The organism is Streptomyces sp. NPDC058051 (genome assembly GCF_042885475.1).
Lineage (GTDB): Bacteria > Actinomycetota > Actinomycetes > Streptomycetales > Streptomycetaceae > Streptomyces.
This window is the reverse complement of the sequence record NZ_JBHVRW010000001.1, coordinates 42,653-54,481: the sequence shown is the minus strand read 5'-3', so window position 1 is coordinate 54,481 and position 11,829 is coordinate 42,653. Positions and strand designations below refer to the sequence as shown.

At 68.9% G+C, this 11,829-nt stretch carries 11 protein-coding genes; 5 read left to right on the top strand and 6 right to left on the bottom strand.

All coding sequences use genetic code 11. From position 1 onward, the window contains the following. Window positions 1–9 precede the first annotated feature (9 nt). Window positions 10–771: an SDR family NAD(P)-dependent oxidoreductase gene (locus ACFVUT_RS00245; RefSeq protein WP_389641798.1), complete on the bottom strand. Its 762-nt coding sequence runs from the start codon at window positions 769–771 to the stop codon at window positions 10–12. Window positions 772–852: 81 nt separating this feature from the next. Further along, window positions 853–1,845: an NAD(P)H-dependent flavin oxidoreductase gene (locus ACFVUT_RS00240; RefSeq protein ID WP_389641795.1), complete on the bottom strand. Its 993-nt coding sequence runs from the start codon at window positions 1,843–1,845 to the stop codon at window positions 853–855. Between the two features lie 304 nt (window positions 1,846–2,149). Here ACFVUT_RS00240 and ACFVUT_RS00235 point away from each other — a divergent pair, with 304 nt between their 5' ends. Further along, window positions 2,150–2,752 (top strand): flavin reductase family protein, encoded by a 603-nt coding sequence (locus ACFVUT_RS00235; RefSeq protein ID WP_389641792.1) that lies wholly within the window; start codon window positions 2,150–2,152, stop codon window positions 2,750–2,752. Between the two features lie 13 nt (window positions 2,753–2,765). On the opposite strand, the gene ACFVUT_RS00230 is transcribed toward ACFVUT_RS00235, so the two are convergent. Then, window positions 2,766–3,449, bottom strand: coding sequence for a GntR family transcriptional regulator (locus ACFVUT_RS00230; RefSeq protein WP_389641789.1), 684 nt, complete (start codon window positions 3,447–3,449; stop codon window positions 2,766–2,768). A 252-nt stretch (window positions 3,450–3,701) separates the two neighbouring features. Here ACFVUT_RS00230 and ACFVUT_RS00225 point away from each other — a divergent pair, with 252 nt between their 5' ends. From ACFVUT_RS00225 to ACFVUT_RS00215, 3 genes are all read left to right on the top strand, one after another. Further along, window positions 3,702–4,643, top strand: a complete 942-nt coding sequence (locus ACFVUT_RS00225) for a fumarylacetoacetate hydrolase family protein (protein ID WP_389641786.1) — start codon at window positions 3,702–3,704, stop codon at window positions 4,641–4,643. Window positions 4,644–4,686: 43 nt separating this feature from the next. After that, a complete protein-coding gene (locus ACFVUT_RS00220) occupies window positions 4,687–5,499 on the top strand; it encodes a cupin domain-containing protein (RefSeq protein ID WP_389641783.1) in 813 nt (270 codons plus the stop codon). A gap of 112 nt (window positions 5,500–5,611) precedes the next feature. Beyond that, entirely contained in the window at window positions 5,612–6,862 is a 1,251-nt protein-coding gene (locus tag ACFVUT_RS00215; protein WP_389641780.1) for a DUF3500 domain-containing protein, read from the top strand. A 108-nt stretch (window positions 6,863–6,970) separates the two neighbouring features. Here ACFVUT_RS00215 and ACFVUT_RS00210 read toward each other — a convergent pair whose 3' ends face one another. Beyond that, window positions 6,971–7,162 carry a hypothetical protein gene (locus tag ACFVUT_RS00210; RefSeq protein ID WP_389641777.1) on the bottom strand — a complete coding sequence of 64 codons (192 nt, stop codon included), beginning with the start codon at window positions 7,160–7,162 and terminating at the stop codon, window positions 6,971–6,973. 1,049 nt (window positions 7,163–8,211) lie between these two features. On the opposite strand from ACFVUT_RS00210, the gene ACFVUT_RS00205 reads away from it, so the two are divergent. Then, entirely contained in the window at window positions 8,212–9,594 is a 1,383-nt protein-coding gene (locus ACFVUT_RS00205; RefSeq protein WP_389641774.1) for an MFS transporter, read from the top strand. Window positions 9,595–9,648: 54 nt separating this feature from the next. Here ACFVUT_RS00205 and ACFVUT_RS00200 read toward each other — a convergent pair whose 3' ends face one another. Together ACFVUT_RS00200 and lnt are read right to left on the bottom strand one after the other, a co-directional pair. Further along, complete coding sequence (locus ACFVUT_RS00200; RefSeq protein WP_389641772.1) at window positions 9,649–10,128, bottom strand: NUDIX domain-containing protein; 480 nt, start codon at window positions 10,126–10,128, stop codon at window positions 9,649–9,651. 30 nt (window positions 10,129–10,158) lie between these two features. Beyond that, entirely contained in the window at window positions 10,159–11,760 is a 1,602-nt protein-coding gene (gene lnt / locus ACFVUT_RS00195) for an apolipoprotein N-acyltransferase (RefSeq protein WP_389641769.1), read from the bottom strand. Between the last annotated feature and the right edge of the window lie 69 nt (window positions 11,761–11,829).

Sequence of the window (11,829 nt, the reverse complement as noted above, 5' to 3'; positions counted from 1 at the left end):
GAGCGCGCCTCAGCGCGGCGCCATCCGGATAGCGCCGTCGAGCCGAATGACCTCACCGTTGAGCATCGGATTGGTGACGATGTGCTCGATCAGAGCCGCGTACTCGGATGGGGAACCCAGGCGGCTCGGGTGAGGCACCTGCGCGCCGAGGGAGTCCTGCGCGGCCTGCGGCAGACCCTGCATCATCGGCGTGAGAAAGATTCCGGGGGCGACGGTGACGATGCGGATCAGCTTGTCCGCCAGGTCACGGGCGATCGGCAGGGTCATGGCGGCGACCGCCCCCTTGGAGGCCGCATAGGCGGCCTGTCCGATCTGTCCGTCGAACGCGGCGACCGACGCTGTGTTGACGATGACCCCACGCTCCTCTCCGATCGGACCGGTTGCCGCGATCCGTTCAGCGGCCAGGCGCAGGACGTTGAAAGTGCCGACGAGGTTGACGTTCACCACGCGCCTGAACTGGTCCAGGGACAGCGGCCCGTGCTTGCCGATGACGCGGCCCGGCGTGGCGATCCCGGCGCAGTTGACGGCGATCCGGACGGGCCCGAGCTCAGCGGCTCGGTCCAGGGCGCCCTGCACTTCCTCCTCCGAGGTGACGTCGGCCGGCGTGAAGACGGCCTTGCCCTCGATCGACGCGACTGCGTCGTCCCCCGCAGCGGACGGCAGGTCGATGAGCGCGACGGTCGCGCCCGCCCCTGCCAGCCGCCGTGCGGTCGCCAGTCCAAGGCCGGATGCCCCGCCCGTCACCACGGCGACGCTCTCTGCGATCTCCACGATTCTCCTCTCCGCGTATCACGAACTTTGCGCCTGACGCGGACGCGCGCCTCCACGGCCTTGCGTCCGCGCCGACAGGCGTCAGCCGATGCGGCCCGACCTCACGGCCGCGACGAGACCTTCCTTGGCCTCTGCGTACTGCGCGGTGATCCGGTCGACGAGCTCACGCACCTCAGGCACGTCATGCACGCCCGTCACCGCATGGCCCGCGGAGAACAGGTCGCTCCACCGTCGCGGTCCGAAGCCTTCGGCGTCCGGCCCGTACATGGCGCGCGCCTGCTCCGCGGTGATGTTCTCGTCCAACTCGGAGGCGTCGATGCCCGAGGCGACGATGGCCGGGCGCAGAATGCTGGTCGGCAGGCTGGTGAAGGCCCGGGTGAGGATCACGTCGTCCGCGGTGCTGTTGACGAGCATCGCCTTGTACCCGGCGCCGGCCATGCTCTCGCGCGTAGCGATGAACCGCGTTCCCATGTAGGCCAGATCGCACCCGAGGACCTGGGCGGCGAACAGGGAGGCGCCGTCGGCGACACCACCGGCCAGCACGATGGGGCCGTCGAAGAACTCGCGGACCGCCCGCACGAACGCGAACGGGTTCATCCAGCCTGTGTGGCCACCGGCACCGGCGGCCAGCAGCACGAGGCCGTCGGCACCGGCCTCGACAGCACGGTGTGCGTGTCGCAGCGAAGCCACGTCGGCGAAGACGAACGCGCCCACCGCGTGCAGCGGCTCCACCACCGAGTCCGGCGAACCGGTACTGGTGATCACCATGTCCACGCGGTGCTCGACCAGCACGGCGAGGTGGTCGCTCAGGTGAGGCTGACGGATGATCAGGTTGGCGCAGACAGGCGCGGCCTGCGTGCCGTCGAGACGCTTGTCGATGTCCGTCAGCCACTCGGCGAGACGCTCCGGCGTCCGGGCGTTCGCGGTGGGGAAGGATCCGACCACCCCTGCCTGACATGCGGCCACCACGAGATCAGGGCCGGATACGCGCAGCATCGGCGCGGCGATCAGCGGCAGACGCATCCTCGCCCGGAGGGACGGCCATATCTGCGCGGGATCTGCGGGCTCAGCCATTGTTCTCTTCGCTCCTCATCACGGTACGTGTCAGGACCCGCCCGAGACGCATGCCCTGGGTGGGGGATCTGCCCCCGAAGCTCCTGAACAATTGTGCAGGGAACCTACCAGGCGCAGCCCCCCTGTCAACGCATGCGAGCACGTCACTAATCAACGAGGGGCGGGGCGCCGGGAACCGTCCGCATCGGCCGCGCCGACGCGACGCCTTGACACCACTCCAGGTCGTGCTTACGTTTCGACTGCACAATCGTTCAGTCGCCTGTCGGCCACGGGGCTTCACCAACGGCCCCGCCCCAACAACCACATGACGCCGACACCGCAGCGGGACGCAGCGGCGAGCAGCGCGTGGGATGCACCGCGCGAACGTGGATCCAAGCGGGTAGTCGCGAAAGGACTCGTCATGACCTCTGCAAGCGATCTGTCAGATATCCAAGTGCGGTTCCGCGATGTCATGACCTCGGTCTGCACCCCGGTCTCCGTGGTGACCGCCATGACCGACGGCCAACCCTACGGAACGACGGTGAGCGCATTCGCGTCGCTGTCCATGGACCCGCCGATGGTGTTGGTCGCACTGGATCGCGGGTCGGACCTGCTGACGGTCATCCAGGCCACCGGCTCGTTCGGCCTGAACATCCTGAACAGCTCCCAGCCGGCCACAGCCCTCATCTTCGCCCGCAAGGGCGGGCCTTCCAAGTTCGACGGCGTGCCTTGGGTGCTCGAAGGTGGGCTCCCGCGCATCGGCGGGTCGGGCGGATTCCTGGCATGCCGAGTGGACGCGCTGATCGAGGGCGGCGACCACATCGTCGTCTTCGGCGAGGTCCTTCAGGCGGACACCGTGGCCGCACCCCCGCTGACCTATCACGGGCGCGCCTTCGGCACCCACGCGGCACACGCGACGGCCGACTGAGCGGGCCGTGACTTCAGGCACGCGAACCGGCTCGCAGCGCGTCGAGCATCGGGGCCAGGGTGGCCAGGATATTGACCTTCAGCGCCTCGACCGCGGTATCCGCCTGACGGGCCAGCGCCGGCAGCACGATCGCCCTGTGCTCGGCGTTCAACTGGTCGGTCGACCCACGGGGCAACGGCTCCAAAGCCCGCCAGTAGACCTCGAAGCCGCTGCGGACGGTATCCGCCATCGACAGCAGGCGGCCGTTGCCGCAGCCGGACAGCAGTACCTGATGGAGCCGCTCGTGCCGTTCGTACCACAGCTGCGCGATGGGGCCGCCCTCGACTTCGGTCAGGGGCACCGCTTCGAGCTCGTGCTGAGCCTGGAGCACGCCCATCTCCCAGGCCGGCCCACCGCGTTCGATCGCGCGGCGCAGTGCGGTCGTCTCCAGGTCCACCCGGACCTCGCCCAAGTCGACGAGCGCCTCGGGCGACACCGGTGTGACGCGGAAGCCACGGTTGCGTTCGGCCTGGACAAGCCACTCGCCGCTCAGAGCGATCAGCGCCTCGCGCAGTGAGGCGACGCTGCACTCCAGGCGCTGCGTCAGCTCACTGAATTTCAACCGCGTACCGGGGGCCAGTCGACCGGCAAGGATGTCGGCTCGCAACTCGTCGAGCACCTCTCCCCCGTCGCGCCGCAGGCCACCTGGTTTCACCATGCACCGGAGCGTAGCAGCCTCGCTCTGAGGCAGATTTTCGAATCTTTACATCTCGATGAACTCTAGTTACCACCTGGTGTTTTCGAGCTAAATGCCTCGATCAACGCTGCACCACATGATCAATACACCTTGACTTTCGAACCTTTGGAAATAGAGTCGCCGCCGATGGTTCACCGGCACCGGTCGGCTGCCCCGTACGGGCAGTCGGCCGGGGACGTGCTGTCTGCTGCGACGCACAGGCGTGGAGGCGCTATGAAGTTCGCGACCCATCTGACCGAGGCCGGCCCTCAGGGGGCCGTCGTGGTCGACGGCCGGCTCTGCCCGGTCGCCGACGCCGCAGCTGAGGCGGGCATCACCTTGGAAGACCCGTCGGTCCGCTCCCTGTTGGCCACGACCACAACCGCGCAACGGCAGGCCGTGGCGGCAGCGGCCGCCGCGGTCGCCGCCCGGGCCCACGAACAGCTGCCGCTTCTCGAGCACGTGAGCCTGCTTCCGCCGGTCCCCGACCCGCAGAAGATCATCTGCCTGGCCCTCAACTCCCGCGACCACTGCTCGGAGGTTGGCATCGACGAGCCGAAGGCCGCATGGTTCTTCCCCAAATGGCAGACCTCGCTGGTCGGCCATGGCGCGACGGTCCACGCCACCACGGCGACCCGGCAACTGGACTGGGAGGGCGAGGTCGCCCTGGTGATCGGGGCACCCGCTCGCAACGTGCCCGAGGACCGTGCGCTGGAGTACGTCGCCGGGATCATGCCCTTCAACGACCTCAGCGCCCGGGACCTCATCCACGGGCTGGAGAGCATCGCGCTGACCAAGTCCGGTGACGCTCAGGCCCCTTGCGGTCCGGTGCTGGTGAGCCTGGACGAGATCGGGGACCTGGACGACCTGCGCTACCGCACCCGTGTCAACGGCGAGGTCAAGCAGGACGGCAGCACCAGCGACCAGATCTTCCACGCGGCCGCTGTCATCGCGGCGCTGAGCCGCTTCACCACTCTGGTGCCCGGCGATGTGATCGCCATGGGAACCCTGCCCGGTGTCGGAGTCGCCCGCACACCACAGGAGTTTCTGCAGGACGGCGACGTGGTCGAGGTCGAGATCGACGGCGTCGGCGTGCTGACCACGACCATCGGCGCCGCCTGCGACGAGCCGGTCCTCGGAGCGAGCGCAGGTTCCCCGACCGCGCGCGCCGTATAGCAACGAAACCCACCCGTCCGAAGAGTATGGAGAGGAGCCCGGGATGGAGTTCATCCGCCCCTTCGACAACGTGAAGGCCGTCGACACCGGCTTTCCCGGCTACCGCGCGCAGTTCCTGTCGCACCAGGAGAGCGCCATGCTGATCGCCAGCCACATAGACGAGGGCGGATGCGGTCCGTCTCTCCACTACCACCGAAGCGACCAGCTGTACTACCTCATACGCGGGAGCATGACGGTCCGGCTGGGCGACGACGTGCACGAGATCGCCGCGGGCACTCTGGTGTTCATCCCGGCCGGCCTGCCGCACTGCAACTGGAACACCGGTCCCGGCACCGAGACCCACTTTGAGATGATCATCCCGGCGCCGACGCCGGGCGCGCAGATCGCACTGCTCGTCGACGAGGCCGACGACATTCCGCTCGACCACCGCGCCGACCGCGCGGGCTACGTGCGCCGCGTGGACGGCGACGCGCTCGTCGAGCCGATGCCCGGCTTCCGGCTCCAGCCGTTGGCGGACCCCGTCACGGGCTCGGTGCGCACGGTGGTCAACTACGCGGAGCTCGAACCCGGTTCGGCCGGGCCCGGAACCCACGTCCACGACTTCGACCAGTACTACCTCGTACTCGAAGGCGAACTGACCGTCGAGGTCGCGCTGGAGAAGCACCAGGTCGGCCCCGACACACTGGTGCTCCTGCCGGCCGGGGTTCCGCACCGGCAGTACAACGAAGGCCCGGGCGTGGAGAAGCACCTCGCCGTTCTGGCCCCCGCCCCCGTGTACGGGCGTCCCTGGGACCAGGGCGTGAGCCTCACGACAACCGACGAACAGCATTACGGCGTGACCACCGCCCGCGCGTGATCCGCACACCGTCCGGCAGTCGGCCGCAACGACCCCGGGAGGCGCTGCCCGACCCATCACCGGTAGCCGACGGCTCCCGGGCGCCATCACCACCACGTGCAATGGAGCACTGATGTCTGACGCACCCACCCCTGTCTACGGTGCCCGACCGCTGGGTCTGCCGCTCAAGCGCGGCGCTGTGGACTTCACCGACCAGCAGGGCATGTCCACCATGCTGCGCCTCATCGGCGACGCCGAACTACCCCCGGTGGAGCAGACGACCGCCGAGCCCTTCACCGGTGTCACCACCGACGGCACACCGCTCGGGGACTTGTTCGCACTCGGTGACGACGGCTTCGACGCCACTGCCGCCGAGCGTGCCGCGACCGGCTATCTGGAGTTGCTCGACGCCGAGGCTCGCTCCACGGCACAGTTGCCGGTCGACGCGACCGAGTGGCAGCTGTGGATCAACGCGTTCCTGACGTTCCCCGAACACGGGCTGCTCCTGCAGGAACTCGGCGAGCCCCAGCGCCACGCGGCGATGGCGGTGGTCAGCGCCACGCTCAGTCCCGAAGGGTTCGACCAACTGCGCGCTGCGATGGCCCTCAACGGCCGCCTCGGCACCTTCACCGGCGGCTATGCCGACACGCTGACCGAGTGGTGCTACTGGTTCACGCTCTTCGGTGATCCGGCCGACGGCGTCTGGGGTTGGCAGCTGCAGGGACACCACATCGACGTGCACCGCGTCATCGTGGGGCGACAGCTCGTCGGGACACCGACGTTCCTCGGCTGCGAGTTCCACGCGGACGAGATATTCGCGGAACACCGCACCCGGGCGCGGGAGTTCATGGCCTCCCTGAGTACCGGGCAACGGAGCAAGGCTCTGCTCTACGGCTCGATGCTGGCCCCCGAGCTGCCGGCGGCCCTGGCCGGCTCGGTCGACGGCCGCCATCGGGCCGGCGCGGGTCGTGACAACCTGGTCCTGCCGTACGAGGGGGTGCGGGGCGACGATCTCAGTGCGGGCCGGCGCGAGCTGCTGCGTGGCCTGGTCGAGCCCTACCTCCGGCCGCTACCGAACGCCGCGCGTCGTGCCCGCCAGGCCGAGCTGGACGCCTACCTGCACACGACCCACCTGGCGTGGATCGGCGACTGGGGAGAGGGCAGCCCCTTCTACTACCGCGTGCACAGCCCTGTCGTCCTGGTCGAGTACGACAATCACCCGGGGATCTTCCTCGACAACGAGGAGCCCGAGCCGTACCACGTGCACACGATCGTGCGTACACCCAACGGGGGCGACTACGGAAAGGCTCTGCTGCGTCGGCACTACGCCCGGGAGCACGACCACAGCCACGACCACGCCGACCCCACTGGAGAGCGTGCATGAGCGGCGGGCGGAAGCGACCCTGACTGGACGTCTACCCGGCCCACCTTCCGAGCGACATCACCACCCCGTACACCACCATGCTCGACGCGTTCCGCGCCGCTCGGACGATCACCTGAGGCCGTCGCCCTCCGCTACTTCGACGGCACCGTGACGCTGCGGGAACTCGACAGCGCTTCCGACAGCCTGGCGGCGGCCCTTGTCGATCGAGGGTTCGCTCCAGAGGACCGGCTGGGCTCGTCCGGAGCGGACGGCGTGCTGGGCATCGCCCCGCTGTTCCACATCACCAGGTTCGTCGGTCACGTGTGCGCCGCCCTGTACGTGGGCTGCTCGCTCGTGCTCTGCCACCGCTACCACCCCCCAGTGGTGCTGGCGGCTCTGCGCGAGCACCGGCCGTCCTTCACCGTCGGGGCGGTCACGGCGCTCACGCGCCTCTCCCGAAGACGCTCACCGGCAAGGTTCTGCGCCGCGAGCTCCGGGCACGGGGCAGCACGTCGCCCACGGAGCGAGCGGAGGGGCGATAGTGAAGACCTTCAAGGAACCCCTCCTGTGGACCGAAGCGGACTTCAGCGGCAAGGAGGCGCTCATTGATGGGGACGGCCCGGAACATCGCGGCCCCGCGCCACCCCGCCGCAGCGTCTGCACACCGGCCTGCAGGCCACCGCCACGTGCCTGTCCGGCCAGATAATCACGACACCAGCCCACGATCTGGTCACCCGAAGCAACGAGTCACCCTTGAGTCTCTCGGCACCGAGATCCGGACCGGGGGCGGACCAAGCCGGACGAAGACGGGGCGACTGCATTCATTTGCACAGGTCAGAAGCGGCGAGAGTCCTGCATCTCCAGCCGACGAAGAACCTGCTAAGGGCTGTCCCCCAATCCGTGGCGGATCAGCGCGCGGCGTCAGATCAGAGCAGTAGAAGTTGCGGGTGCACATAGCGAGGCACGCGCAACGTGGGCGACCTCGCCGCGGAACGAAAGCTGCCCGTCTCACACCAGCCTGTCGTCAAATCCACCGGGCAGATCCCCTTAATCGTCGAGCTCAACGCTCCGTAGTCAGCACCAAGTCAGCACAGGAGGGGTGACGAGGGGTGCTGACATGGGACTTCAGGTCAGCACCAAACCAGCACGGGAGTCAGCAACACTGGGTCAATACACCCCAATTGATGTATGCCGCAACGAGGGCAAGCGCGCGACATCCTGGGCTTCGGACACTCCCGTCCTGACACGAAGCACAGCGCAACCACACCCGGGCCCCAAAGTATGGTGCCCCACCACATGTGCCACTGACCTGCGTGTTCCTACTTTGTGGCAGCACGCAGACGTCCCCTCCCCACCTGGAAGTGGTGCACATGGCCTCCGCAGCGTCCGCTCCGCCAACCGCCAACCTCAAGCGCATTGTCGCGGCGAGCCTCATCGGCACCACCATCGAGTGGTACGACTTCTTCCTGTACGGGTCAGCCGCCGCGCTGGTCTTCAACAAGTTGTTCTTCCCGGATTCCGACCCGCTCGTCGGCACGCTTCTCTCCTTCCTCACCTACGCGGTCGGCTTCGCCGCCCGGCCGCTCGGCGCCCTGGTGTTCGGGCACTACGGCGACCGGCTCGGCCGCAAGAAGCTGCTGGTGCTCAGCCTGTTGATGATGGGCGGAGCGACGTTCGCCATCGGACTGCTGCCGACGCATGCCACGGTCGGGGCCGCCGCCCCCGTACTGCTCACCGTCCTGCGCCTGGTGCAGGGGTTCGCTCTCGGTGGTGAGTGGGGCGGAGCTGTGCTGCTGGTGTCGGAACACGGCGACGCCGAGCGGCGCGGCTTCTGGGCCTCATGGCCGCAGACGGGCGCGCCGGCCGGGCAGTTGCTCGCGACCGGAGTGCTCTCCGCGCTCACGGCGCTGATGTCCGACTCGGCCTTCGGAGCATGGGGCTGGCGCATCCCGTTCCTGCTCTCCGGGGTTCTCGTGGTCATCGGCTTGTGGATTCGTCTCTCCGTCGATGAATCACCGGTGTTCAAGGCTGCGCTGGCACAGGCCGAGCAGCGCAGGTCGGAAGCCGGGGCGGCAGAGAAGATGCCGCTCGTCGCCGTGCTGCGGCACCACTGGCGCGACGTGCTGATCGCCATGGGGGCCCGGATGGCGGAGAACATCAGTTACTACGTCATCACAGCGTTCATCCTCGTCTACGCGACCACGGCAGCGGATCTGAGCAAGCAGACGGCGCTCAACGCGGTACTCATCGCCTCCGCCGTCCATTTCGCGGTCATCCCGGTGTGGGGCACGCTGTCGGACCGGTTCGGCCGCAAGCCGATCTATCTCATCGGTGCGGTCGGCGTCGGAGCGTGGATGTTCCCGTTCTTCGCGCTGATCGACACCCGGAGCTTCGGAAGCCTGCTGCTCGCCGTCACCGTCGGGCTCATCTTCCACGGCGCCATGTACGCACCGCAGGCGGCCTTCTTCTCGGAGATGTTCGCGACCCGGATGCGGTACTCGGGTGCGTCGATCGGGGCGCAGTTCTCGTCGGTCGCGGCCGGTGCTCCGGCACCGCTCATCGCCACCGCGCTGCTCGCGGACCACAACAGCTCGACGCCCATCGCGCTGTACGTCATCGCCGCTGCGCTCATCACCGTGCTGGCGGTCGGCTGCGCGAGGGAGACCCGGCACCGGGATCTCGCGGACATCGAAGGGGCCGCCGCGGAGCCGGACGCACCCGCGGTGCCCGCGGCGGACGCCCGTACTCTCTGAGCCGCACTCGCCGGGCGGGGCCACGATCCGCTCCCGCCCGGCGGGCGTACGGCGTCACTCCTGGGGGGTCCGGGCGAACCAGGCGGGTTCGTCGGCCATGGACTGCTTGATCCTGAAGAGACCGAACTCGTCCAACGGCGGCAGCGCGTCCACGGGGAACCAGCCCACCTCCAGCGACTCGTCGTCGTTGACGCGTGCCTCGCCGCCCGTCGCCCGGCAGCGGAAGGTGATGTCCAGGAACTGGCAGCGGTCACCATTGGCGTACTGCACCGGCGCGAGCGCCTTGGTGAGCACCACCCGCTCCGCCACGCAGCGCACGGCGGTCTCTTCGTACACCTCGCGCTCCGCCGTGGCGGCCGGTTCCTCGCCCGGCTCGCAGATGCCTCCGGTGACCGCCCATTTGCCGGTGTCGGAGCGGCGTCCGAGCAGCACTCTGCCTTCGTCGTCGAAGACCACGGCGGTGACGCCCGGCAGCAGGAGCAGCTGCCGGCCCGCGGTGGCACGGATCTCACGGATGAAATCAGGAGTAGCCATGGGCCGACTCTACGTGGCTCGCCTCCGAGGTCAGCGGCTACGCCACTGCCGTACCGAACGGACGATGACCCAGCCGAGCCCGGTCAGGGCGATCAGTGCGAGCACGCCCTCGGGGAGCACACCCATCCGGGTCGCGGGCGTGAGCGAGGACCTCAGGGGCACCTCGTCCACCAGTGCGTCCGCGGTGAACAGCTTCGTCTTCTGGACGACCGTCCCGTCCGGCCGGATGATCGCGCTGACTCCACTGGTGACGGGGACGACGACCGACCTGCTGTGCTCGACCGCCCGCACCCTGGACATGGCCAGCTGCTGGTAGGTCATCTCGCTGCGCCCGAAGGTGGCGTTGTTGCTGGGTACGGCGATCAGCTGGCCACCGTGCTTCACCGTGTCCCGCACGGCGTCGTCGAACGCGGCCTCGTAACAGGTCACGAGCCCGACGTGGGTACCCCCGAGGTCGAAGACGCCGACCGTCTTCCCGGGGCCGAAGTCCCGCTGCACACGGTCCACGTCGGAGTTGAAGAGGCGTACGAAGGAACGCATCGGGATGTACTCGCCGAACGGCTGGATGTGGCGCTTGTCGTAGGTGCTGACGGGGCCCTTCTCCGGATCCCACTGGATGAGGGTGTTGCGCAGCGGGCCGGTGTCCGGCTCGACCACCGCGCCGATCACGGTGGGTACCCCGATCGCCCTCACCGCGTCGTCGATCAGGATGCGGGCGTCGGCGTTGCGGTAGGGGTCGAGGTCGGAGGAGTTCTCCGGCCACAGGACGAAGTCGGGCTGCGGAACCTTGCCCGCCTTCACCTCCCGGGCGAGCTGTTCCGTGCGGCGCACATGGTTGTCGAGGACGGCACGGCGCTGGGAGTTGAAGTCGAGTCCGAGCTTCGGAACGTTGCCCTGGATCGCGGCGACGGTCGCGGTGCCGTCCTCGGCCGAGTCGTCCACGAGCGGCAGGGCCGCGAGCGCGGCGGCGACGGGTACGAGGACGGTCGCGGCGACGGCGGCGACGGCGGCCCGGGGCACCTCGCGTGTGCTGCGCCAGGAACGGAACCGGCGTACCGCCTCGAAGAGACCGAAGCCGCACAGCACCACCCCGAAGGAGAGCAGCGGCGTGCCGCCCACGGCCGCGAGCGGCAGGAACACACTGTCCGCCTGACCGAAGGCGATCTTGCCCCAGGGAAAACCGCCGAACGGCACCCTGGCCCGGATTCCCTCGTCGAGGATCCAGACGGCGGCGGCCCACACGGGCCAGCAGACGAGCCGGGAGACGGCGGCGATCCCGACGCAGCCGACGGCGACGAACAGCGCCTCGGCCGCGGCGAGTGCCAGCCATGGCACCGGCCCGACCTCTTCGCCCGTCCAGCGCAGCAGGGGCAGCATGAAGCCCAGTCCGGCGAGGAGGCCGAGGCCGAACGCGGCGCGCAGTCCGCGTTCGTGCAGTACCCAGCCGAGCAGGGCGAAACCGGGCAGCACCAGCCACCACAGGGGGCGGGGCGGGAAGCTCAGGTACAGCAGCGCTCCTGAGAGCACGGCGGCTGCGGGCCGTACGAGCCGCGACAGCAGCCGTTTCCGCAGGGGCGTGGAGGCGGATGCGGGCTGCTGCGGGTCGTCGACCGGAGTGATGGTGGCGCTCACCTGGCGGAGTCTACGGTGGCCGGCTGTGCGCCCGGCAGTCGCGACCGGGTGGTGGAACGCTCCGTACCG

Excerpts from the sequence above, each read along its gene's own strand:
- ACFVUT_RS00225 (WP_389641786.1), top strand. The coding sequence starts at position 3,702 with ATGAAGTTCGCGACCCATCTGACCGAGGCCGGCCCTCAGGGGGCCGTC.
- ACFVUT_RS00220 (WP_389641783.1), top strand. The coding sequence starts at position 4,687 with ATGGAGTTCATCCGCCCCTTCGACAACGTGAAGGCCGTCGACACCGGC.
- ACFVUT_RS00235 (WP_389641792.1), top strand. The coding sequence starts at position 2,150 with ATGACGCCGACACCGCAGCGGGACGCAGCGGCGAGCAGCGCGTGGGAT.
- ACFVUT_RS00240 (WP_389641795.1), bottom strand. The coding sequence starts at position 1,845 with ATGGCTGAGCCCGCAGATCCCGCGCAGATATGGCCGTCCCTCCGGGCG.
- ACFVUT_RS00200 (WP_389641772.1), bottom strand. The coding sequence starts at position 10,128 with ATGGCTACTCCTGATTTCATCCGTGAGATCCGTGCCACCGCGGGCCGG.
- ACFVUT_RS00215 (WP_389641780.1), top strand. The coding sequence starts at position 5,612 with ATGTCTGACGCACCCACCCCTGTCTACGGTGCCCGACCGCTGGGTCTG.
- ACFVUT_RS00230 (WP_389641789.1), bottom strand. The coding sequence starts at position 3,449 with ATGGTGAAACCAGGTGGCCTGCGGCGCGACGGGGGAGAGGTGCTCGAC.
- ACFVUT_RS00205 (WP_389641774.1), top strand. The coding sequence starts at position 8,212 with ATGGCCTCCGCAGCGTCCGCTCCGCCAACCGCCAACCTCAAGCGCATT.